At 59.6% G+C, this 23505-nt stretch carries 23 protein-coding genes; 14 read left to right on the forward strand and 9 right to left on the reverse strand.

Annotated elements, in window-relative coordinates; all coding sequences use genetic code 11:
- The first annotated feature begins 67 nt into the window (after positions 1-67).
- The 6 genes from HUW52_RS26740 (at position 68) to HUW52_RS26765 (ending at position 3159) form a co-directional block, all read left to right on the forward strand.
- On the forward strand, positions 68-634 hold the full coding sequence (locus tag HUW52_RS26740) for an antibiotic biosynthesis monooxygenase (protein ID WP_175555323.1): 567 nt from the start codon (positions 68-70) through the stop codon (positions 632-634).
- 133 nt (positions 635-767) lie between these two features.
- The gene (folM, locus tag HUW52_RS26745; RefSeq protein ID WP_175555324.1) at positions 768-1478 is read left to right on the forward strand and encodes a dihydromonapterin reductase; all 711 of its coding nucleotides are present in this window, start codon (positions 768-770) and stop codon (positions 1476-1478) included.
- Between the two features lie 21 nt (positions 1479-1499).
- Positions 1500-2060, forward strand: a complete 561-nt coding sequence (folE, locus tag HUW52_RS26750; protein WP_016987024.1) for a GTP cyclohydrolase I FolE — start codon at positions 1500-1502, stop codon at positions 2058-2060.
- The gene (gene folX, locus HUW52_RS26755; RefSeq protein WP_175555325.1) at positions 2061-2432 is read left to right on the forward strand and encodes a dihydroneopterin triphosphate 2'-epimerase; all 372 of its coding nucleotides are present in this window, start codon (positions 2061-2063) and stop codon (positions 2430-2432) included. It abuts the gene before it with no gap.
- 99 nt (positions 2433-2531) lie between these two features.
- A complete protein-coding gene (locus tag HUW52_RS26760) occupies positions 2532-2828 on the forward strand; it encodes a DUF1244 domain-containing protein (RefSeq protein WP_016987026.1) in 297 nt (98 codons plus the stop codon).
- The gene (locus tag HUW52_RS26765; protein WP_016987027.1) at positions 2821-3159 is read left to right on the forward strand and encodes a HopJ type III effector protein; all 339 of its coding nucleotides are present in this window, start codon (positions 2821-2823) and stop codon (positions 3157-3159) included. Before HUW52_RS26760 ends, HUW52_RS26765 begins: the two co-directional genes overlap by 8 nt.
- A gap of 180 nt (positions 3160-3339) precedes the next feature.
- Here HUW52_RS26765 and trxB read toward each other — a convergent pair whose 3' ends face one another.
- Entirely contained in the window at positions 3340-4302 is a 963-nt protein-coding gene (gene trxB, locus HUW52_RS26770; RefSeq protein ID WP_016987028.1) for a thioredoxin-disulfide reductase, read from the reverse strand.
- Between the two features lie 311 nt (positions 4303-4613).
- Between trxB and cysZ the strand changes: the two genes are divergently transcribed.
- Positions 4614-5366, forward strand: coding sequence for a sulfate transporter CysZ (gene cysZ / locus HUW52_RS26775; RefSeq protein ID WP_016987029.1), 753 nt, complete (start codon positions 4614-4616; stop codon positions 5364-5366).
- A 54-nt stretch (positions 5367-5420) separates the two neighbouring features.
- Positions 5421-6620 carry a glycosyltransferase family 1 protein gene (locus HUW52_RS26780; protein WP_175555326.1) on the forward strand — a complete coding sequence of 400 codons (1200 nt, stop codon included), beginning with the start codon at positions 5421-5423 and terminating at the stop codon, positions 6618-6620.
- A 109-nt stretch (positions 6621-6729) separates the two neighbouring features.
- On the opposite strand, the gene HUW52_RS26785 is transcribed toward HUW52_RS26780, so the two are convergent.
- The 3 genes from HUW52_RS26785 to HUW52_RS26795 all read right to left on the reverse strand — a co-directional run bounded on the left by HUW52_RS26785 (position 6730) and on the right by HUW52_RS26795 (position 9081).
- On the reverse strand, positions 6730-7833 hold the full coding sequence (locus HUW52_RS26785; protein WP_016987031.1) for an NADH:flavin oxidoreductase: 1104 nt from the start codon (positions 7831-7833) through the stop codon (positions 6730-6732).
- Positions 7834-7989: 156 nt separating this feature from the next.
- On the reverse strand, positions 7990-8472 hold the full coding sequence (locus tag HUW52_RS26790) for a glutathione peroxidase (RefSeq protein ID WP_016987032.1): 483 nt from the start codon (positions 8470-8472) through the stop codon (positions 7990-7992).
- A 123-nt stretch (positions 8473-8595) separates the two neighbouring features.
- Positions 8596-9081 (reverse strand): peptidylprolyl isomerase, encoded by a 486-nt coding sequence (locus HUW52_RS26795; RefSeq protein ID WP_008085027.1) that lies wholly within the window; start codon positions 9079-9081, stop codon positions 8596-8598.
- Between HUW52_RS26795 and HUW52_RS26800 the strand changes: the two genes are divergently transcribed.
- The 3 genes from HUW52_RS26800 to HUW52_RS26810 are packed head-to-tail and all read left to right on the forward strand — an operon-like array spanning position 9050 to position 12442.
- Positions 9050-9376, forward strand: coding sequence for a DUF3565 domain-containing protein (locus HUW52_RS26800; protein ID WP_080750706.1), 327 nt, complete (start codon positions 9050-9052; stop codon positions 9374-9376). The genes HUW52_RS26795 and HUW52_RS26800 overlap by 32 nt on opposite strands.
- Before the next feature lie 60 nt (positions 9377-9436).
- Positions 9437-11536: a phosphate acetyltransferase gene (pta, locus tag HUW52_RS26805; protein ID WP_175555327.1), complete on the forward strand. Its 2100-nt coding sequence runs from the start codon at positions 9437-9439 to the stop codon at positions 11534-11536.
- Positions 11537-12442, forward strand: a complete 906-nt coding sequence (locus HUW52_RS26810; RefSeq protein ID WP_016987034.1) for an acyltransferase — start codon at positions 11537-11539, stop codon at positions 12440-12442.
- 171 nt (positions 12443-12613) lie between these two features.
- Here the strand turns inward: HUW52_RS26810 and cysN are convergent, their stop codons facing one another.
- The 3 genes from cysN to HUW52_RS26825 form a co-directional block, all read right to left on the reverse strand.
- Positions 12614-14512 (reverse strand): sulfate adenylyltransferase subunit CysN, encoded by a 1899-nt coding sequence (cysN, locus tag HUW52_RS26815; protein WP_016987035.1) that lies wholly within the window; start codon positions 14510-14512, stop codon positions 12614-12616.
- A gap of 9 nt (positions 14513-14521) precedes the next feature.
- Entirely contained in the window at positions 14522-15439 is a 918-nt protein-coding gene (cysD, locus tag HUW52_RS26820; RefSeq protein ID WP_008085033.1) for a sulfate adenylyltransferase subunit CysD, read from the reverse strand.
- A 249-nt stretch (positions 15440-15688) separates the two neighbouring features.
- Positions 15689-16447, reverse strand: coding sequence for a Nif3-like dinuclear metal center hexameric protein (locus HUW52_RS26825; protein ID WP_016987036.1), 759 nt, complete (start codon positions 16445-16447; stop codon positions 15689-15691).
- A 103-nt stretch (positions 16448-16550) separates the two neighbouring features.
- Between HUW52_RS26825 and algW the strand changes: the two genes are divergently transcribed.
- The 3 genes from algW (at position 16551) to HUW52_RS26840 (ending at position 20634) form a co-directional block, all read left to right on the forward strand.
- Positions 16551-17708 (forward strand): Do family serine endopeptidase AlgW, encoded by a 1158-nt coding sequence (gene algW, locus HUW52_RS26830; protein ID WP_016987037.1) that lies wholly within the window; start codon positions 16551-16553, stop codon positions 17706-17708.
- 88 nt (positions 17709-17796) lie between these two features.
- A complete protein-coding gene (locus HUW52_RS26835; RefSeq protein ID WP_175555328.1) occupies positions 17797-19902 on the forward strand; it encodes a TonB-dependent siderophore receptor in 2106 nt (701 codons plus the stop codon).
- A 12-nt stretch (positions 19903-19914) separates the two neighbouring features.
- A complete protein-coding gene (locus tag HUW52_RS26840; protein ID WP_175555329.1) occupies positions 19915-20634 on the forward strand; it encodes a DUF4198 domain-containing protein in 720 nt (239 codons plus the stop codon).
- Positions 20635-21089: 455 nt separating this feature from the next.
- Here HUW52_RS26840 and hisC read toward each other — a convergent pair whose 3' ends face one another.
- Both hisC and hisD read right to left on the reverse strand, forming a co-directional pair.
- Positions 21090-22142, reverse strand: a complete 1053-nt coding sequence (gene hisC, locus HUW52_RS26845; RefSeq protein WP_175555330.1) for a histidinol-phosphate transaminase — start codon at positions 22140-22142, stop codon at positions 21090-21092.
- A 3-nt stretch (positions 22143-22145) separates the two neighbouring features.
- Positions 22146-23471 (reverse strand): histidinol dehydrogenase, encoded by a 1326-nt coding sequence (hisD, locus tag HUW52_RS26850; protein WP_175555331.1) that lies wholly within the window; start codon positions 23469-23471, stop codon positions 22146-22148.
- Positions 23472-23505 lie beyond the last annotated feature (34 nt).

Below are 23505 nucleotides of genomic sequence, written 5' to 3' on the forward strand. Positions count from 1 at the left end.
CTACCCCAGCCCTGCGTCAGGCGAAACTCCTACCCGGAGCGACGCACTCGAAATACGGAGATACAAAATGTCTACTTCCCCCGTCACGCTGATGGTTGCCCGTCGCGTCGCTGATGGCCGCTATCAAGACTTGATCGCCTGGCTGCGCGAAGGCGAACAACTGGCTACAGATTTCCCCGGCTACCTAGGTTCTGGTGTGCTCGCTCCGCCACCCGGCGATAACGAATTCCAGATCATTTTTCGCTTTGTCGATGAGCAAACCCTGCATGCGTGGGAACATTCGGTATCACGCACCGCGTGGTTGAGTCGAGGCAGCGATCTGTTTGCCCATCCGAAAGAGCATCGGGTCAGCGGTATCGAGGGCTGGTTCGGCGCCGTCGGCCAACGTCCACCGCGCTGGAAACAGGCCGTTGCGATCTGGCTGGCGTTTTTTCCGGTGTCACTGTTGTTCAACTTTGTCTTCGGCCCGTTGCTCGCTGACATGGGGTTGTTGCCGCGCGTTTTGATCAGCACCGCTTGCCTGACGCCGTTGATGGTTTACTTCTTTATTCCGCTGTCGACGCGCTTGCTGGCGAACTGGCTGAACAGCACCCCGGTGCGCCTGCCTGTTTCGGCGACACCTCAGAAACATTAAAGATCGCAGCCTCGTTGCAATCGACAGCTCCTACAGGACTGAACACAGACCAGGGTAGGAGCTGCCGCAGGCTGCAATCTTTTCAGGCTCGTCGCTGTTATAGTTTTTGCTCCCACCGCGATGCGAGCCTTTCATGCCTGATTCCTCAGCCCCGATCCTCATCACCGGTGCCGGCCAGCGTGTCGGTCTGCATTGCGCGCAGCGGTTGCTCGAAGAAGGCTATCGCGTCATCTTCACCTACCGTAGCGAACGCCCCGGCGTGCAGGCACTACGCGATCTGGGCGCGACTGGCCTGTTCGCCGATTTTTCCAGCGAAGCCGGGATTCTTGCCTTCATCAAGGAACTGAAAACCCACACCGAGAGCCTGCGCGCCATCGTGCACAATGCCTCCGAATGGCTGGCCGAAACCCCGGGCAGCGAAGCCGAAGCGTTCACGGGCATGTTCAATCTGCACATGCTTGCGCCGTACCTGATCAACCTGCACTGCGGTGAACTGCTAAAGCACTCGACGCCCGCCGACATCATCCATATCAGCGACGATGTCACCCGCAAAGGCAGCAGCAAGCACATCGGTTATTGCGCCAGCAAAGCCGGGCTCGACAGTCTGACGCTGTCCTTCGCCGCCCGCTATGCGCCGGCCATCAAGGTCAACGGCATCGCCCCGGCCCTGCTATTGTTCAATCCTGACGACGACGCGGCATACCGCGCCAAGGCGCTGGCCAAGTCTGCGCTGGGCATCGAACCCGGCAGCGAAGTGATCTATCAGAGCCTGCGCTATCTGCTCAACAACCCTTATGTCACCGGTACGACCCTGACCGTCAACGGCGGAAGGCACGTCAAATAACACCTGCCTGCGAGGCTGCCCATGAGCCGCTCACTGCCCGAGAACTACCGCGAAATCCTCATCGGCCTCGGTGAAGACCCTGACCGTGAAGGACTGCGCGACACCCCGGTACGCGCGGCCAAGGCCATGCAATACCTGTGTCACGGCTATGAACAGAACGTCGACGAGATCGTCAATGGCGCGCTGTTTGCCTCGGACAGCGACGAGATGATCATCGTCGCCGACATCGAGTTGTACTCTTTGTGCGAACATCACCTGCTGCCCTTCATCGGCAAGGCCCATGTGGCTTATATTCCGACGGGCAAGGTGTTGGGCCTGTCGAAAATAGCGCGTCTGGTGGACATGTTCGCCCGGCGCCTGCAGATTCAGGAAAACCTCACCCGGCAAATCGCCGATGCGGTGCAACAGGTCACCGATGCTGCCGGTGTCGCCGTGGTCATTGAGGCCAGACACATGTGCATGATGATGCGCGGTGTCGAAAAACAGAATTCGACCATGAACACCTCGGTCATGCTCGGCGCCTTTCGCGAGTCGAGCAACACCCGCCAGGAGTTCCTGCAATTGATTGGACGGAGCAAGTAAATGCCACAACTTCAGCCGGGAATGGCGCGCATCCGGGTCAAGGATCTGCGCTTGCGCACCTTTATCGGGATCAACGAGGAAGAGATCCTCAACAAGCAGGATGTGCTGATCAATCTGACCATTCTGTATGCCGCGCAGGAAGCGGTGCGTGACAACGACATCGACCACGCGCTGAATTACCGCACCATCACTAAATCGATCATCGCCCACGTCGAGGGCAATCGCTTTGCGCTGCTCGAACGCCTGACTCAGGAATTGCTCGATCTGGTGATGAGCAACGGATCAGTGCTGTACGCCGAAGTCGAAGTCGACAAGCCGCATGCGCTGCGTTTTGCCGAGTCGGTGTCGATCACGCTCGCGGCTAGCCGCTGAGCTTCAAGCTTCGAGCTGCAAGCGGTAAGCTAACGGCCGACCCCGATCCAATCTTGCAGCTTGAAGCTTGCCGCTCGAAGCTGTCTCGCAGAGACTTTTATGACTGATCAACAACGCCTCGAACTCGAAGCCGCTGCCTTCCGCCGGCTGGTCGCGCACCTGGACAGCCGCAAGGACGTGCAGAACATCGACCTGATGAACCTCGCCGGGTTCTGCCGCAACTGCCTGTCGAAGTGGTACAAGGCCGAAGCCGACGAGCGCCAGATCGAGGTCAGCCTCGATGACGCCCGCGAAGTGGTTTACGGCATGCCGTACGCCGAGTGGAAAGCCCAATATCAGCAAGAAGCCAACGCCGACCAGCAAGCGGCGTTCGCCAAAGGAAAAACCCATGAGTGACCTGAACACCCTGCGCGCCCGCCTCAACAGCGGCGAACACGCTTTCGCCGACACTCTGGCGTTCATTGCCGCCGGTTACGACTATCAACCGCAGGCGTTCAACAATGGCGGCGTGGAAAACGCCGCCGGACAGAACGAAGGCTCGTGCAAGACCTTGGGTCTGGCGCTGCTGGAAGGTCTGAGCGATGAAGAAGCGCTGCTGGCGTTTGGTGAGCATTACCGCTCGGTGGTGGCGACGCCTGAGGGCAGCGATCACGGCAACATTCGTGCGTTGATCAAGCACGGCCTGGCCGGCGTGAAATTTACCGCCCAACCCCTGACTCGCCGCTGATCCCTACAGCCCCCCCTGTGGGAGCGAGCTTGCTCGCGAATACGGACTGACATTCAACATTAATGTCGACTGACAAGCCGCTTTCGCGAGCAAGCTCGCTCCCACAGAGTTATGCGGCGTGGCTGAACCTGCGGGCACAAAAAAACCGGCCAATATGGCCGGTTTTTTATGCCTGCGATCTTAGAACGAAGCGTTCTGCAGACCGTCCAGGTAACGCTCGGTGTCCAGTGCGGCCATGCAGCCGGCGCCTGCCGAGGTGATGGCTTGACGGTAAACGTGGTCAGCCACGTCACCGGCGGCGAAGATACCTTCGACGCTGGTCGCAGTGGCGTTGCCATCACGGCCGCCTTGCACCACCAGATAACCGTCTTTCAGGGTCAGCTGGCCTTCGAACAGCGAAGTGTTCGGGGTGTGGCCGATGGCGATGAACACGCCGTCGACGGTGATTTCGTCGAAGCTGCCGTCGTTGTTCTTCAGACGCGCACCGGTCACGCCCATGTTGTCGCCCAGCACTTCGTCGAGGTTGGCGTTCAACTTGAGGATGATCTTGCCTTCAGCGACGCGAGCGTTGAGCTTGTCGATCAGGATCTTTTCGGCGCGGAAGGTTTCGCGACGGTGGATCAGAGTCACAGTGCTGGCGATGTTGGCCAGGTACAGTGCCTCTTCAACCGCGGTGTTGCCACCACCGACCACAGCTACCGGTTTGTTGCGGTAGAAGAAACCGTCACAGGTTGCGCAGGCGGAAACGCCTTTACCCATGAACGCTTCTTCCGACGGCAGGCCCAGGTAACGAGCGCTGGCGCCAGTAGCGATGATCAGGGCGTCACAGGTGTAGGTCGCGCTATCGCCAGTCAAGGAGTACGGCTTGGAAGCGAAGTCCACAGCGTTGATGTGGTCGAAGACGATCTCGGTTTCAAAACGCTCGGCGTGTTCACGCATGCGCTCCATCAGCACCGGGCCCGTCAGACCGTGGACGTCGCCCGGCCAGTTGTCGACTTCAGTGGTGGTGGTCAGTTGACCGCCGGCCTGCATGCCGGTGATCAGCAGTGGCTTGAGGTTGGCACGGGCCGCGTATACCGCAGCGCTGTAACCGGCAGGGCCGGAACCGAGAATAATCACTCGCGAATGACGGACTTCAGACATGACCTGCTCCTGTTGACCGGGCCGAAAAACAGGCCCGGATCGCCGGACTGCCGGCGGGAATAAAAAAGGACCGTGGAAAACCTTGGGGAAGGCTTGAGCTCGACAGTCCTGTAAAAAGTTGGGTGCAGCGTATCGAGGGGGGCAAGATTAAGGAAATACGGTTTAACAATCCAGCTCATAGGTGGTCTCTATGCCGACACACTGACGAGATGGACGTCTTTGTTACAGTGAATGTCGATCGCTCTGCCGCGCTTTCGCAGCCCTTGCAAAGTCGGTAAGGTCGGCGCGTTTTCCCTTGCTCGGAGCACCTTATGCCCGCCCCTGTTCTGTCTGGCCCGCAATACCTGCGCGAAGGCCTGAAACTGGTCCTAAGCCCCGGCTTGCGCCTGTTCGTGTTGTTGCCGCTGGCGATCAACCTGGTGCTGTTCGTCGGATTGATCTATCTGGCCGGCCACCAGTTCAGCCTGTGGGTCGATACGCTGATGCCATCGCTGCCCGACTGGCTGAGTTTTCTCAGCTACATCCTCTGGCCGTTGTTTGTAGTGCTGGTGGCGCTGATGGTGTTTTTCACCTTCACCATGCTCGCCAACGTGATCGCCGCACCGTTCAACGGCTTCCTCGCGGAAAAAGTCGAAGTGGTAGTGCGCGGCACTGATGACTTCCCGGCGTTCAGCTGGGGCGAGTTGATAGCCATGGTCCCGCGCACCCTCGCCCGGGAAATGCGCAAACTCGGTTACTTCCTGCCCCGCGCCATCGGCCTGTTCATCCTCTCGTTCATCCCGGTGGTGAACATCATCGCCGCGCCGCTGTGGCTGCTGTTCGGCGTATGGATGATGGCGATCCAGTACATCGACTACCCGGCGGACAACCACAAACTGGGCTGGAACGAGATGCTCGCCTGGCTGCGGCAGAAGCGCTGGCAGAGCATGAGTTTTGGCGGGATCGTCTACCTGGTGCTGCTGATTCCGGTGGTCAACATCCTGATGATGCCGGCCGCAGTGGCCGGGGCAACGTTGTTCTGGGTGCGTGAGCGTGGTGCCGAAAACCTGGTAACGCAGCGCTAGGCCGCTGACCATACGCGCGTCACAAATCCATCATCCGAACGTCACAAGCACGACATGGCCTCAGTCGACACTGAGGTCATGACGACAGCTCTGCATATCACCCTGATCAGCGAAACCTTCCCACCGGAAATCAACGGCGTGGCCAATACGCTTGGCCGCTTGTGCGATGGGCTGCGCGCGCGCGGCCACCAGGTCGAACTGGTGCGCCCGCGGCAGGCTGGCGATCCGCAGCGCAGTGAAGATGAAGCGCTGCTGTTGTGTCGGGGCTGGCCGTTGCCGGGGTATCCGGGGCTGCAATGGGGCCAGTCGTCGATGCATAAACTGCTGCGGCGCTGGAAGCGTCAGCGCCCGGATGTGCTGTACATCGCCACGGAAGGCCCGCTCGGGTTGTCGGCGCTGCGGGCGGCGCGGCGTCTGGGGATTTCGGTGGTCAGCGGGTTCCACACCAACTTTCAGCAATACACCAGTCAGTACGGTCTGGGCCTGCTGACGCGGATGCTCACGCACTATCTGCGCTGGTTTCACAATCGCTCGGCGCTGACGTTAGTGCCGAGTGTCAGTCAGCGCCTGGAGCTGGAGCGGCGGCATTTCGAGCGGTTGGCGCTGTTGTCTCGAGGCGTGGACAGCCAATTGTTTCATCCGAGCAAGCGGATGAATGCCTTGCGTGAGCAATGGGGTCTGTCCGAGCGCGATATTGCCGTGATTCATGTCGGACGCCTCGCGCCGGAGAAGAACCTTGGGCTGCTCAAACGCTGCTTCGAAAAGTTGCGTGACACTTATCCACAGCGCAATCTGAAGCTGATCGTGGTGGGTGACGGGCCGCAACGGCTGGCGCTGGAAAAGGATTTGCCCGAAGCGATCTTCTGCGGTGCACAGCGCGGTGAAGCGTTGGCGGCGCACTATGCGTCCGGCGATATATTTCTGTTTCCAAGCCTGACCGAAACCTTCGGCAATGTGGTGCTGGAGGCGTTGGCTTCCGGGCTCGGGGTGGTGGCTTACGATCAGGCTGCGGCGGCGCAGCACATTCGCCATGGTTACAACGGCGTGTTGGCGATGCCTGGTGATGAGCAAGCCTTTTGCGAGGCGGCGGCGTGGTTGCTGGAAGAGGATGAGCGGTTGCGCTGTGTGCGCCTGAATGCGCGGCAACATGCGAGTCGCCAAGGCTGGCCGGCGGTTATCGAGCAGTTTGAAAAGCATTTGCGTGGAGCTTGTTTGGGGGAGCAGGTGGTGCCGAATGCGCAGACATTGCCTTGAGTTCAGGCGACTTGGAGAACGCCATCGCGAGCAGGCTCACTCCTACAGGGGAAATGCATTCCAATTGTAGGAGTGAGCCTGCTCGCGATGGCGTCAGTACAGTCGCTGGTTAAACCAGCGTCATCAACGCCTCACGGCTGAACGGCAGAATATCCTGCTCACGCCCTTCGCGGACTTTCTGCGCCCAGTCCGGATCGACCAGCAGCGCGCGCCCCACCGCGACCAGATCGAATTCCTCTTTGTTCAGACGCTCCAGCAGGTTTTCCAGACTGGCCGGTTGCGCGACCTTGTCGGTGTTGACCATGAACTGCAGGAACTCGCCATCCAGACCAACGCTACCGACGGTGATGGTCGGCTTGCCGGTGAGTTTGCGCGTCCAGCCCGCGAGGTTCAGTTCGGAGCCGTCAAACTCCGGCTCCCAGAAACGCCGCGTCGAGCAGTGGAAAATATCCACACCGGCGTCAGACAACGGCTTGAGGAATTCGCCCAGCGCTTGCGGAGTTTGCACCAGACGTGCGGTGTAATCCTGCTGCTTCCACTGCGAGAAACGGAAGATGATCGGGAAACCTTCGCCGACCGCAGCACGTATGGCTTGAATCAGCTCGATGGCGAAACGCGAACGGTTAGCCAGGCTGCCGCCGTATTCGTCGCTGCGCTGGTTGCTGCCTTCCCAGAAGAACTGGTCAATCAGATACCCGTGTGCGCCATGGATTTCCACGCCGTCCATGCCGATGCTTTGTGCATCCTTGGCGGCCTGGGCGAACGCAGCGATCACGTCCTGAATGTCTTGTCTGGACATGCCGTGCACCACGACCTGACCGTCCTTGAGTTTTTCCGACGGGCCGTAACCCGGCACGCTGGCGTCCGGCTCGGTACCGATGCGGCGCACGCTGCCGACGTGCCACAGTTGCGGCACGATCTTGCCGCCCTCAGCGTGAACGGCGTCGACGACTTTCTTCCAGCCGGCCAATGGCGCCTCTCCGAAGAACTGCGGCACGTTCGGGTAGCCGTTGGAGGCAACGTGGTCGACGGTGGTGCCTTCAGTGATGATCAGGCCCACACCGGCGGCTGCGCGACGGCGGTAGTATTCGATGACTTTCGAATTAGGCACGCCGCCTGGGGAAAACGAGCGGGTCATTGGCGCCATGACCACGCGGGTCGGCAGTTCGAGGGCACCGAGATGGAACGGTTTGAACAAGGCTTGAACGGGCATCGAAAGGCTCCACGAAAACGTTATCGACAGGGCATAAAATCATATGACGGCGATAATATGCGTGAACACGTCGGCGCGATAGCATTATTGATATGAATGATTAAGGTTCAAAAGGCAGGCAAAAAATCGTCGCTCGAAGGCGACGATTTTCGTATTTCAGCTCAGCGCTTTTTCAATCGCATGAACAATGGTCGGATCATCCGGCGCCGTGCGCGGCGAGAACCGGGCCAGCACACGGCCGTCTTTGCCGAGCAGGAACTTCTCGAAATTCCAGGTGATATCACCGGGAAACTCCGCGCCCTCGCCTGCCAGCAGGCGGTAGAGCTGGTGACGATCATGACCGTTGACTTCGAGCTTGCTCGACAACGGAAACGTCACGCCATAGTTGAGGCTGCAGAAATCCTGAATTTCCTTTTCAGAACCGGGTTCCTGGCCGGCAAACTGGTTGCACGGCAGGCCCAATACACTGAAGCCTTTGCCTTTGAATTGCTGATAGAGGTTTTCCAGCGCCGCGTACTGAGGCGTCAAGCCGCACTTGGAGGCGACGTTGACCACCAGCACGACTTGGCCCTTGAACGGCGCCAGCGGTAGCTCCTGACCATCCAGGGCTGTCAACTTAAGGTCGTGAAAAGCACTCATGACGAACTCCAGGATTCCGATGTTCTACTCGAAACAGCCACTTGGCGAGGTCACCAAGGACAGCCGCGGACTAAAAAGGCGCCCGCAGGCGCCTCTCCAGTACTCGAAGCTTAGCGCAGAAAATCAGTGGTGATGGCCACCTTCGCCATGGACGTGGCCATGAGCGATTTCTTCCTGGCTGGCGTCACGGATGTCAACGATCTTCACTTTGAAGTTCAGGCGCTGACCGGCCAGTGGGTGGTTGCCGTCGACTGTTACGTCGTCGCCGTCGAGGTCACGGATGGTGACGATCTGCATCTGGCCGTCCGGCGCCGAAGCGTGGAACTGCATGCCGACTTCCAGCTCGTCAACGCCTTCGAACATGCTGCGGCTCAGCGTGCTGACCAGCTCAGCGGCGTATTCGCCGTAAGCGTCTTCCGGCTCAACGGATACTTCCAGTTCGTCACCAACAGCTTTGCCATCCAGAGCTTTTTCCAGGCCCGGGATGATGTTGCCTGCGCCTTGCAGGTAGACCAGCGGAGCGCCGCCGGCGGAGCTGTCGATGACCTCACCAGCGTCGTTGGTCAGGGTATAGTCGATGGAGACAGCCTTATTGGCGGCGATCAGCATGGGGCGAGACCTTTTGCATAAGAATATAGAAAGGCCAAGTTTAGCGAAGCAATCGCGCGAAAGCGAACACAACCCGGACAAACGGGTTTCGACGATCACCGGCTTCCATCAGGACGAAGAAGGTCATTGGGTCGCCGAGCTTTCCTGTGGCCACACCCAGCACCTGCGCCATCAACCGCCATGGCAATCACGCGCCTGGGTGCTCGACGCGGCGCAACGTATTGAAAAAATAGGCCAACCCTTTGCCTGCGGTTGGTGCGCACAAGGCTCGGTTAGCGATAACCTTGGCGACTGAATTTCGGTAGGTCGTCAGCTATAGGCGATCGCCATTGCCATGCAACTTTAGAGAATTCGCATGCAAACTTTTTTTATCGCGCCCACCGATTTTGGCGTGGGTCTGACCTCCATCAGCCTCGGGTTGGTGCGCACGCTTGAGCGAGCCGGGCTGAAAGTCGGCTTCTTCAAACCGATCGCGCAGCCGCATCCGGGTGACACCGGCCCTGAGCGTTCGACCGAACTGGTCGCCCGCACCCATGGCCTGAAACCGCCGCAACCGCTGGGCCTGGCCCACGTTGAACGGATGCTCGGCGACGGTCAGCTCGATGAACTGCTCGAAGAAATCATCACGCTGTATCAGCAAGCGGCCATCGGCAAAGACGTGCTGGTGGTCGAAGGCATGGTGCCGACCCGCAGCGCCAGTTACGCCGCACGGGTCAACCTGCACCTGGCCAAGAGCCTCGATGCCGAGGTGATTCTGGTCTCGGCGCCGGAAAACGAAGTGCTTGCCGAGCTGTCCGGTCGCGTCGAATTGCAGGCGCAATTGTTCGGCGGTCCGAAGGATCCGAAAGTCCTCGGCGTAATCCTCAACAAGGTCAAGACCGACGAGAGCATGGACGCCTTCGCCACGCGTCTGAAAGAGCATTCGCCGTTGCTGCGCAGCGGTGATTTCCGCTTGCTCGGTTGCATCCCGTTCCAACCCGAACTCAACGCACCACGCACCCGCGACGTCGCCGACCTGATGGGCGCGCAAGTGCTCAATGCCGGTGACTACGAAACCCGGCGCATGACCAAAATCATTATCTGCGCGCGGACCATGCGCAACACCGTCGAGCTGCTCAAGCCTGGTGTGTTGGTGGTGACGCCGGGGGATCGTGACGACATCATCCTCGCCGTCAGCCTCGCGGCGATCAACGGCGTGCCGCTGGCCGGCCTGCTGCTGACCAGCGACACCCTGCCCGATCCGCGCATCATGGATCTGTGCCGGGGTGCGTTGCAGGCCGGTTTGCCGGTGCTGTCAGTGAGCACCGGTTCCTACGACACCGCTAACCTGCTCAATGGCCTGAACAAGGAAATCCCGATCGACGATCGTGAGCGCGCGGAGATCATCACCGATTTCGTCGCCAGCCATCTCGACGCCAAATGGCTGCACCAGCGCTGCGGCACACCGCGGGAAATGCGCCTGTCGCCGGCGGTGTTCCGCTATCAGTTGATCCAGCGCGCGCAAGCGGCGAACAAACGCATCGTCCTGCCCGAAGGCAGCGAGCCGTTCACCGTGCAAGCGGCGGCGATCTGCCAGGAACGCGGGATTGCCCGTTGCGTGTTATTGGCCAAACCGGAAGACGTCGAAGCCGTCGCCCGCGCCCAAGGCATTGTGTTGCCGCCGGGGCTGGAGATTCTTGATCCGGACCTGATCCGCGAGCGCTACGTCGAACCGATGGTGGCCCTGCGCAAAAGCAAAAGCCTCAACGCGCCGATGGCCGAACAGCAACTGGAAGACACCGTGGTGATTGGCACCATGATGCTCGCACTGGATGAAGTCGACGGACTGGTTTCCGGCGTGATCAACACCACCGCCAACACCATCCGCCCGGCTCTGCAACTGATCAAAACCGCGCCGGGCTGCACGCTGGTGTCGTCGGTGTTCTTCATGCTCTTCCCGGAAGAAGTGCTGGTGTACGGCGACTGCGTGATGAACCCGCACCCGAGCGCCACCGAGCTGGCCGAGATTGCCCTGCAAAGCGCCGACTCGGCAGCGGCCTTCGGCATCACCCCGCGCGTGGCGATGATCAGTTACTCCAGTGGCGAATCGGCCACCGGTGAAGAAGTAGAGAAAGTGCGCGAAGCCACCCTGCTCGCCCACGAACAACAGCACTCGCTGCTGATCGACGGCCCGCTGCAATACGACGCCGCGGCCAACGCCGAAGTCGCCCGGCAACTGGCGCCGAACAGTCAGGTCGCCGGCCGTGCCACGGTGTTTGTGTTCCCCGACCTGAACACCGGCAACACCACGCACAAAGCCGTGCAACGCAGTGCCGATTGCGTCAGCCTCGGGCCGATGCTGCAAGGCCTGCGCAAACCGGTGAATGACTTGCCGCGCGGCGCGCAAGTCGATGACATCGTCTACACCATCGCCCTCACCGCAATTCAAGCCGCCAACCGACCTATGGATGTGTAAATGCTGGACTTTCTCCCTGCACCGTTGCGCGGCGTGATCGCCTCGCTGCTGTTGGCACTCAATACGATTCTGCTGTGCTCGTTTCTGTTCTGCGTGGCGCTGATCAAAGTGCTGCCGTTCGACTTTGCCCGGCGTGCCTCACTGTGGCTGATGAGCCACACCCACGAAGCGTGGATCAGCAACAACAAGGGCTGGATGAATCTGGTTCGGCGTACACGCTGGCACCTCAGCGGTCTGCAAGGACTCGATTACCAACACTCGTACCTGATCACCAGCAACCACCAGAGCTGGGTCGATATTCTGGTGCTGCAATATGTACTCAATCGGCGGATTCAACCGCTGAAATTCTTCCTCAAGCAGGAGCTGATCTGGGTGCCGGTGATTGGTCTGGCCTGGTGGGCGCTGGGCTTTCCGTTCATGAAGCGTTACTCCAAGGCGTACCTGGCCAAGCACCCCGAGAAGAAAGGCAAAGACCTGGAAACCACGCGCAAAACCTGCGCGAAGTTTCGCAATAATCCGGTGGGGATTTTCAACTTCGTCGAGGGCACACGCTTTACCGAAGGCAAGCATGCGCAGCAACAGTCGCCGTTCAAATACCTGCTCAAGCCCAAGGCTGGCGGCATTGCCTTTGTGCTGGATGCAATGGGCGAACAGCTGGAGTCGATCGTCAACGTGACGATTCACTACCCGGCCGGGCGTCCGGGGTTCTGGGATTTGCTCTGCGGCAATGTGCGCGATGTGGTGGTGCATTTTGAAGAGCTGAAGATTCCGCAGCAGTTCATTGGCAAGAATTACGATCAGGACGGCGAGTATCGCCTGCAGTTCCAGGGCTGGATCAATCAGCTGTGGCTGGACAAGGATGCGCTGCTGGAACAGATGCACCGCGAATTTCCAGCCAGACACTGATCCCTTGTAGGAGTGAGCCTGCTCGCGATAGCGGTGGATCAGCCACCAACAATGTTGAATGACACACCGCTATCGCGAGCAGGCTCACTCCTACAATTGACCGAGTTGGCCACAAATAAAAAGCCCGCCGATGATTGCTCATCGGCGGGCTTTATATTTGGTAGCTAACGCTTAGATCGCGCCACGCTGACGCAGCAGATCCAGCACTTGCTTGACGCTGTCTTCCAGACTCAGTGTCTGTGTGTCGATCACCAGATCGGCATTCAGCGGCACGTCGTACGGGAAGGATTCGCCCGGGATGTTGTCGCCACCGGCGGCATACAGGCCTTGCGGGTCACGCTCGGCGCATACGGCCGGCGAGGCCTGGACGTAGACGGTCAGCAGACGATCCTTGCCGATCAGGTCCTTGGCCTGTTCACGCCCTTCAGCGCTTGGCGCAACGAACGAAGCCAACGTCAGCAGACCCGCTTCGTTGAACTGACGCGCCACGTGCGCGGCACGACGCCAATTCTCGGTGCGACCGGCGCGATCCTGTGGCAGGCCTTTGTTCAGGTCCTGACGCAGGTTCTGGCCATCCAGCACAAACACCGCACGGCCCATGTCGAACAGTTTGCGCTCGACCGCATAAGCCAGCGTACTTTTGCCCGCGCCCGACAGGCCGCTGAACAGCACGGTCGCCGGTTGCTGGCCGAAGCGCTGAGCACGTTCTTCAGTGGCCACGTGCGCCAGTTTGCCGTGGTGCGTGGCAGTGCCATGCGACACAGGCTGGGCGACGATCATACCGGCGCCAACAGTGCCGTTGGTCAAACGGTCGATGATGATGAACGCGCCGGTGGTGCGGTTGCTCTCGTAACCGTCGAGGGCGATCGGCGCGTCGAGCGCAATCTTCACCTTGCCGATTTCGTTGAGCTGCAACGCGCTCGCCGGGCCTTCTTCCAACGTGTTCACGTCGACCTTGTTAACGATGCTGGCAATCGAGCCCGGCACGTAACTGGTGGCGCGTTTGATGTCGTATTTCTTGCCCGGCAGCATCGGCTCTTCAGCCATCCACACCAGCATCGCTTCGAAGCTGTCGGTGACCGGCGGCACGTTGTCGGCATGCACCAACAGATCGCCACGGGAGATGTCGATTTCGTCTTCCATGGTCAGCGTCACAGCCTGACCTGGACCGGCGTGCTCCAGTTCACCTTCGAAAGTGACGATGGATTTCACCCGGCTGCTCTTGCCCGACGGCAGCACCACGACTTCGTCGCCCTTGTGCACGATGCCGCTGGCCAGGGTGCCGGCGAAACCACGGAAGTTCAGGTTCGGACGGTTGACGTACTGCACCGGGAAACGCAGATCGGTGAAGTTGCGGTCGCCCGCCACTTCCACGGTTTCGAGAATCTCCATCAGCGACTGGCCGGTGTACCACGGCGAGCGCTCGGACTTGTTCACCACGTTGTCGCCCTTCAGGGCAGACATCGGCACGAAGTGCATGCTGGTCGGCTTCATCTTCAAGCCTTCGGCGAACTTCAGGTAGTCAGCCTTGATCGACTCGAACACGCCTTCATCGAAGTCCTTGAGGTCCATCTTGTTGATGGCGACAACGATGTGTTTGATCCCCAGCAGGGACGCGATGAAGCTGTGGCGACGGGTCTGGGTCTGCACGCCGTAACGGGCGTCGACCAGAATGATCGCCAGGTCACAGGTGGACGCACCGGTGGCCATGTTGCGGGTGTACTGCTCATGGCCAGGCGTATCGGCGATGATGAATTTGCGCTTGGCGGTGGAGAAATAGCGGTAGGCGACATCGATGGTGATGCCCTGCTCACGCTCGGCCTGCAGGCCGTCGACCAGCAATGCCAGGTCGATGTCGTCACCCGTGGTGCCGACTTTCTTCGAGTCGCGGGTGATCGCTTCGAGGTGATCTTCGTAGATCATTTTCGAGTCGTGCAGCAGACGCCCGATCAGGGTGCTCTTGCCGTCATCGACGTTACCGCAGGTCAAAAAGCGCAGCAGTTCTTTACGTTCGTGCTGGCCCAGGTAGGCGAGGATGTCCTCGCTGATCAAATCAGAAACATGCGACATGACAGCCCCTTAGAAATAGCCTTGACGTTTTTTATCTTCCATCGAGCCGGCGCCATCGTGGTCGATGACTCGGCCCTGGCGCTCGGAAGTTCGCGTCAGGAGCATTTCCTGGATGATGTCCGTCAGCGTTTCGGCCTCGGACTCCACGGCGCCCGTCAACGGGTAGCAGCCTAGGGTACGGAAACGCACTTTCTTTTTGACGATGCGCGCTTTGTCTTCATCGGACAGGTGTTCGAGGATGCGCTCGTCGTCGATCATGATCAGCGTGCCGTTCTTCTCGATCACTTCGCGTTCAGCGGCGAAGTACAGCGGCACAATCGGGATGCCTTCGAGGTAGATGTACTGCCAGATGTCCAGTTCGGTCCAGTTCGACAACGGGAACACACGAATGGACTCGCCCTTGTTGACCTTGCCGTTGTAGACGTTCCACAACTCCGGACGCTGGTTTTTCGGATCCCAGCGGTGCTTGCTGTCGCGGAACGAGTACACGCGCTCTTTGGCGCGGGATTTCTCTTCATCGCGACGGGCGCCGCCGAACGCTGCATCGAAACCATGCTTGTCGAGTGCCTGTTTCAGGCCCTCGGTTTTCATGATGTCGGTGTGCTTGGCGCTGCCGTGGGTGAACGGGTTGATGTTCTGCGCCACGCCATCGGGGTTGATGTGGGTGATCAGGTCCAGGCCCAGTTCTTCGACCATCTTGTCGCGGAACTTGTACATCTCCTGGAATTTCCAGCGGGTGTCGACGTGCATCACCGGAAACGGCAGTTTGCCCGGGAAGAACGCCTTGCGTGCCAGGTGCAGCATCACGGCGGAGTCTTTACCGATGGAGTACAGCATCACCGGGTTATCGAACTCGGCGGCCACCTCGCGGATGATGTGGATGCTTTCCGCCTCCAGCTGTTTCAGATGCGTCAGTTTGTCGACCATGGCTACTCACGAAAACTTTCTTATGAACGGCCAGCGGGCCGTGTTCGAGCGGGGAATCCTAGCACAGCGACCTATTCTAATCAGGACGCCAACTAGATCGAAAGGGCATATGAATATGCCTGCCAGTTCGGCCGATGGGGATCAATGTGGGAGCGAGCTTGCTCGCGAAAGCGGTGTGCCATTCAACAATGATGGCGACTGATATGGCCTCTTCGCGAGCAAGCTCGCTCCCACAGGGTTTGGGTGGATTCAGATCGGATTCGGGCAGTCGATGAAGATGTGTTCGACGGCGAAACGTTTTGCCAGGTAGTCGCCCAGCGCCTGCACGCCATAGCGTTCGGTGGCGTGGTGGCCGGCGGCGACAAAGCTGATGTCGTTCTCGCGAGCGCTGTGGAAGGTTTGCTCGGACGCTTCACCGCTCAGGTACAGATCGACGCCGGCAGCGATGGCCTGATCGATATAGCCCTGACCGCCGCCGGTGCACCAGCCAACCCGACGAATCATCGGATTACCTTCAATCAGCAACGGTTCGCGGCCCATGACTTCTTGCACCTTGCGGGCGAAATCGCGGGCGGTCAGCGGTTCTTTCAGCGAACCGACCAGACCGACGATTTTCAGATTGTCCGGATCCAGTGGCCCTTCTACGGTGATATCCAACTGCCGCGCCAGCTGCACGTTATTGCCAACGTCCGGGTGCAGATCCAGCGGCAAGTGGTAGGCGAGCAAACTGATGTCGTGCTTGAGCAGCGTCTTCAGACGGCGCTGCTTCATGCCGGTGATGCACGGGTTTTCACCCTTCCAGAAGTAGCCGTGGTGCACCAACACCAGATCGGCTTCTGCCTCGACGGCTGCGTCCAGTAGTGCCTGACTGGCGGTGACACCGCTGACAATGCGCATCACTTGCGGCCGGCCTTCGACCTGCAAGCCGTTAGGGCAATAATCGGCAATTTTCGCACTGCCAAGATAACGGTCGGCTTCTTCGACGAGGGTGCTGAGGGCAACGGCCATGAAAGACTCCTAAATATCCCGTTCAGAGGCACGCGCGGCCTCGTATAATGCGCGACATTATGGGCGGTCTGACCCCGCCTGCAACTTTTCCAGGACGTGCTTAATGTTCAAGGCGCTGCGTTTTATGGGCTGGCCGCTGTTGGCCGGCGTGCTTATCGCTCTGTTGATTATTCAGCGTTACCCGCAATGGGTCGGCTTGCCGAGCCTCGACGTCAACCTGCAACAGGCCCCGCAAACCACCAGCGTGCAGCAGGGGCCGGTGTCCTATGCGGATGCGGTGACTATTGCAGCGCCTTCGGTGGTCAACCTCTACACCACCAAAGTCATCAACAAACCGGCGCATCCACTGTTTGAAGATCCGCAGTTCCGCCGTTTCTTCGGTGACAACTCGCCTAAGCAGAAACGCATGGAATCGAGCCTCGGCTCCGGCGTGATCATGAGCCCGGAAGGCTACATCCTGACCAACAACCACGTGACCAGCGGCGCTGATCAGATCGTCGTGGCACTGAAGGACGGCCGCGAAACCCTCGCCCGCGTCATCGGCAGCGATCCGGAAACCGACCTCGCGGTGTTGAAGATCGATCTGAAAACCCTGCCGGCGATCACCGTCGGCCGCTCGGACAACATTCGTATCGGCGACGTCGCGCTGGCGATCGGCAACCCGTTCGGCGTCGGCCAGACCGTGACCATGGGCATCATCAGCGCCACCGGGCGTAATCAGTTGGGCCTGAACAACTACGAAGACTTCATCCAGACCGACGCGGCGATCAACCCAGGCAACTCCGGCGGCGCGCTGGTAGATGCCAACGGCAATCTCACCGGCATCAACACGGCGATCTTCTCCAAGTCCGGCGGTTCGCAGGGCATTGGCTTTGCCATCCCGGTGAAACTGGCGATGGAAGTGATGAAGTCGATCATCGAGCACGGTCAGGTGATTCGTGGCTGGCTGGGCATTGAAGTGCAGCCGCTGACGCAGGAACTGGCTGAGTCGTTTGGCCTCTCCGGGCGCCCGGGGATTGTTGTGGCGGGGATCTTCCGTGATGGCCCGGCGCAGAAGGCGGGCCTGCAATTGGGTGACGTGATTCTGAGCATCGATGGCGAGCCTGCGGGTGATGGCCGTCGTTCGATGAACCAGGTTGCACGGATCAAACCGACCGACAAAGTGACGATTCAGGTGATGCGCAACGGTAAAGAGATCAAGCTCACCGCTGAAATCGGCCTGCGCCCACCACCGGCGCCGGTGAAAGAAAAAGAAGAATAAAACTTTTCTCGCGCGGAACGCGCAGATAAAAGACATTCTCAAAAGGCATGTTATATTGTTTCAATTCTAAGAATTGGAACAACATAACATGTCGTCTCGAACAAAGGCTTCACTGCTCGGCCTGAGCCTTGGTCTGCTGGTCGACCCAGCCTTCGCCGAAGAACCCAAACCCCTCGAACTCGACGCCATCAGCGTCATCTCCGACTACGAATCGCCGACCGGCCCGGTCAAGGGCTACCGCGCCACCCGCTCGTCCAGCGCGACCAAAACCGACACCGCGATCCGCGATATCCCGCAGGCGATCAGCGTAGTGCCCGCCAGCGTGCTCAAGGATCTGGGCAGCACCAGTGTCGAACGCGCGCTGGATTTCGCCGGTGGCGTATCCAAGCAAAACAACTTCGGCGGCCTGACGCTTTACGAGTACAGCGTGCGCGGCTTCACCACGTCGGAGTTCTACAAGGACGGCTTCAGCGCCAATCGTGGTTATCCGAGCACACCGGACGCGGCCAACATCGAACGCATCGAAGTGCTCAAAGGCCCGGCTGCCAGCCTCTATGGTCGAGGTGATCCCGGCGGCACGGTAAACATCGTCACCAAGAAACCGCAGCCCGAAGCGTTCACCACGTTGCAAACCAGCGCCGGCAGTTGGGACCGCTATCGCACTGCACTGGACGTCAACACGCCACTCGATAAACAAGGTGATGTGCTCTCGCGGATCAACCTCGCGGTCGAAGACAACAACAGTTTTCGCGATCACGTTGACAGCAAACGTGTGTTCGTCGCGCCGTCGATCAGTTGGCAATTGAACCCGGACACGTCGCTGTTGGTGGAAAGCGAAATCGTCCGTCACAGCTCCACGTTCGATCGCGGCATCGTCGCGCCCAACAATAAATGGAGCGGTGTTTCGCGCTCGACTTTCCTCGGCGAACCCAACGACGGCAACATCGACAACCACAACAACCTGCTGCAGGCGGCCCTCGAACATCATCTCAATGACAGCTGGAAGCTGCGCCTGGCCAGCCATTACAAGGAAGGCAAACTCTGGGGCGACGCCTCGGAACAACGAGCGCTGAACGCCGACGGGCACACGGTCAACCGACGCTATCGCGAACGCGATACCAACTGGCATGACAGCATCACCCAACTGGAACTGCGCGGTCTGTTCGACCTCGGCCCGTGGCAGCACGAACTGCTGATCGGCAGCGAATACGAAAACTTCCGCAAGAACGAGCGCGTCACCACGATTGCTGGCGGCCCGTACGCCATCGACATCTATAACCCGGTCTACGGCCAGTCGAAACCCAACGGCGCGCGCTCGGGTACTGACTTCTTCGAACAGGTCGAAAGTCATGCACTGAACCTGCAGGATCAGATCGTCTTCACCGACAAATTGCGCGGGATGATCGGTGCGCGTTTCGAGCATTTCGATCAGCACATCGATGATCACAGTCGCAACGCCACGAGCAACCAGCGCCACGACGCCCTCACCCAACGCGCCGGCCTGCTTTATCAACTGACGCCGAACACCGGGCTGTTCGCCAACGCCTCGACCTCGTTCAAACCGAACAATGGCCTCGACGCGTCCGGCAAATCCTTCGACCCGGAAGAAGGCGTCGGCTACGAAGTCGGGATCAAGAACGAGCTGTTCGACGAACGCCTGAGCAGCACCCTCGCCTTCTTCCACATCGACAAGGAAAACGTCCTCGCCCTCGATCCTGCCACCGACACCAGCCGGGCGATGGGCAAGGCGCGCAGTCGTGGTTTCGATCTGCAAGTCACCGGACAGGTCACCGATGCTGTACGGCTGATTGGTGCCTTCGCTTACATCGACGCAGAAGTGACCCAGGGCGACGCAGTGATTCCCACCGGCAGTCGCATCCTCGGCGTGGCCAAACGCAGCGGCAGCCTGCTCGGGGTTTATGAGTTCCAGGATGGCCATTTGCGCGGCTCGGACGTCGGCGCCGCGTTCACCTATGTCGGTGATCGCTCAGGCGAATCCGGCAGCGACTTCGAGTTGCCGGCCTACCAGACCGTCGACTTGCTGGCGCACTACAAGGCCAGCGACAACGTCACTGTCGGCCTGAACCTCAATAACGTCTTCGACGAAAAGTATTACGAGCGCTCCTACAGCAACTACTGGGTTAACCCCGGCGAGCCGCGCAATTTCACCGTCAGCCTGACACTCAACCTGTAAAAGGACGTCACCATGCAATTCGGCAAAACCTTTGTGCTCATCGCCGCGCTGTTCGCAGGCCAGGTCTCGGCTCATGGCCTGTGGACGGAACAACGCCGCGGCAATATCGAAGTGGTCTACGGTCACGGCGCTGAGGACAATGCGTTCAAGGCACAGAAAATCAGCGGCGCATGGGCCTACGATGCGGGCGGCAAGATGATTCCGGTCAGCGTTGAACGTCTGGCTGATCACGCACGTTTGAAGCCGCTGAAGTCGCCTGCGGTGATGGCGGTGGCGCTGAACAATGGCATGTGGTCGCAAACGGCTGACAAGAAGTGGATCAACCAAGGTCGCAGCAAAGTGCCGGGCGCCATTGAGGCAACCGAGACGTTTAAATACAGCCTGGCAATTTATCAGCCAGGGGCGAAATTGCCCAAGCTCGATCAGATCAAGTTGCTGATTTTGCCGGAGGTCGACCCGTTGAGCGTTGGGCCGGGCAAGTCATTGCCAGTGCGGGTGTTGCTCGATGGCAAACCGGCGGCGGGGGTGAAGTTGATTGGCGATTACCGCAGTGCGCCGAACACGTTGAGTACCGAGACTGACAAGGATGGTCGGGCGCAGGTGTTGGTTAGGAATGAAGGGTTGAATGTGATTGCGGCGCAGGTTGAAGTGCCGGTGAAGGACAGTATTGATGTGAATAGTCGCGGCTTGTTCACCTCACTGACGTTCCTCGGCGAGCCGCATCACGAGTAAAAGCGAACCCTCACCCCAGCCCTCTCCCCGAGGGAGAGGGGGCCGACCGAGTTGTCGGGCGAAGTAGATCGACCTGAAAGACCGAGTCGATTATGGATTCGGTACAGCACTTTCACGTCGGCGTTACTCTGCAATATCCCTCAATCAGCCCCCTCTCCCTCTGGGAGAGGGGGTCGACCGAGTTGTCTTGCGAAGTACATCGACCTGAAAGACCGAGTCGATTATGGATTCGGTACAGCACTTTCACGTCGGCGTTACTCTGCAATATCCCCCAATCAGTCCCCTCTCCCTCTGGGAGAGGGGGTCGACCGAGTTGTCTTGCGAAGTACATCGACCTGAAAGACCGAGTCGATTATGGATTCGGTACAGCACTTTCACATCGGCGTTACTCTGCAATATCCCCCAATCAGTCCCCTCTCCCTCTGGGAGAGGGCTAGGGTGAGGGGCTTTTGCTTTTATAGATCGCCAAGCCCCTCGATCAACGCCTGATTCTGCTCCGGCGTGCCAATCGAAATCCGCAGGAACTGCGCAATCCGCTCCTGCTTGAAGTGGCGCACGATCACACCCTGCTCGCGCAGTTTGGCCGCCAGCCCCGCCGCATCATGCTGCGGATGCCGGGCGAAAATGAAGTTCGCCGCCGACGGCAGCACTTCAAATCCTTTGGCCTGCAACTGCGCAATCACCCACTCCCGGCTCTCGATGACCAGGCGGCAGGTCTTGTCGAAATACTCACGATCTTCGAACGCCGCTGCCGCACCGACAATCGCCAGACGATCCAGTGGATAAGAGTTGAAGCTGTTCTTGATCCGCTCCAGCGCCTCGATGAGATCGGGATGGCCGACCGCGAAACCAACGCGCAAACCCGCCAGAGAACGTGATTTTGACAAAGTCTGCGTCACCAGCAGGTTCGGATAACGGTCCACCAGACTGATCGCTGTCTCGCCACCAAAGTCGATGTAAGCCTCGTCCACCACGACCACCGAATCCGGGCTGGCCTTGAGGATCTGCTCAACCGCGTCCAGCGCCAACAGGCAACCGGTCGGAGCATTCGGATTCGGGAAGATGATCCCGCCGTTCGGCTTGACGTAGTCGGCCGGATTGATCTGGAACTGCGCGTCCAGCGGCACCGCATCAAACTCGATACCGTACAAACCGCAGTAAACCGGATAGAAGCTGTAGCTGATGTCCGGGAACAGCAGCGGCTGATCGTGTTGCAGCAAACCGTGGAAAATATGCGCGAGCACTTCGTCCGAACCGTTGCCCAGAAAGACCTGATTGCTCTGCACGCCGTAATAGTTGGCGACCGCAGTTTTCAGCAGATCACTGTTCGGATCCGGGTACAGACGCAGGTTGTCGTTGAGTTCGACTTGCATCGCCGCCAAGGCTTTTGGCGATGGGCCGTAGGGGTTTTCATTGGTGTTGAGCTTGACCAGTTTGGTCAGCTTCGGCTGTTCACCCGGCACGTACGGCACCAGATCCTTGACGAACGGGCTCCAGAATTTACTCATTTTTCAGTTCCCCTTCTGTTCGTCTTTGATGCGGTATTCGGCGCTGCGCGCGTGCGCGCTCAGCGATTCGCCACGGGCCAGTACCGATGCAGTCTTGCCCAGCTCGGAAGCGCCGGCTTCAGAGCAGAAGATGATCGACGAACGCTTCTGGAAGTCATACACACCCAGCGGCGAGGAGAATCGTGCGGTACCGGAAGTCGGCAATACGTGGTTCGGGCCTGCGCAATAGTCGCCCAGTGCTTCCGAGGTGTGACGGCCCATGAAGATCGCGCCAGCGTGGCGGATCTGCGGCAGCCACGCTTGCGGGTCAGCGACCGAAAGCTCCAAGTGTTCCGGGGCAATGCGGTTGGCGACTTCGATCGCTTGCGCCATGTCCTTCACGTGAATCAGCGCACCGCGGCCATTGATCGAGGTTTCGATGATGGTCGCGCGGTCCATGGTCGGCAGCAATTTATCGATGCTCGCGGCGACCTTGTCGAGGAACTCGGCGTCCGGGCTGACCAGAATCGCCTGCGCGTCTTCGTCGTGCTCGGCTTGCGAGAACAGGTCCATGGCGATCCAGTCCGGATCGGTCTGGCCATCGCACACCACGAGGATTTCCGAAGGGCCGGCGATCATGTCGATGCCGACCTGACCGAACACGTGGCGCTTGGCGGTGGCGACATAGATGTTGCCCGGGCCAACCACCTTATCGACTTTCGGCACGCTTTCGGTGCCGTAGGCCAGAGCCGCGACAGCTTGCGCACCACCGATGGTGAACACGCGGTCAACGCCGGCGATGCACGCCGCCGCCAGCACAAGCTCGTTGATTTCACCGCGCGGGGTCGGCACAACCATGACCACTTCGGTCACACCGGCGACCTTGGCCGGAATCGCGTTCATCAACACCGACGACGGGTACGACGCCTTGCCGCCCGGCACATACAGGCCGGCGCGATCCAGCGGCGTGACCTTCTGGCCGAGTACGGTGCCGTCGGCTTCGGTGTAGCTCCAGGAATCCTGCTTCTGTTTTTCGTGGTAGCTGCGCACGCGGGCGGCGGCTTTTTCCAGTGCTTCGCGCTGTGCCACGGTGATGCGCGTCAGCGCCAGTTCCAGGCGCTCGCGCGGCAGGATCAGGTCGGCCATCGAAGCGACTTCGAGGCCGTCGAACTTCTGGGTGAACTCGACCAGCGCCGCGTCGCCGCGCTCACGCACAGCCTTGATGATGTCCAGCACGCGCTGATTGACCGAGTCGTCAGACACACTTTCCCAGCTCAGCAGATGATCCAGATGATGCGCGAAATCCGGGTCAGCAGCGTTGAGTCGGCGAATTGCAGTCGGTGCGGTCATAGCGAGAGCCTCATAGGAATGGCAAAAACTCAGG

Origin of the sequence: Pseudomonas sp. 43A (assembly GCF_013363935.1) — a bacterium.
In the GTDB taxonomy this organism is placed as follows: domain Bacteria; phylum Pseudomonadota; class Gammaproteobacteria; order Pseudomonadales; family Pseudomonadaceae; genus Aquipseudomonas; species Aquipseudomonas crudilactis.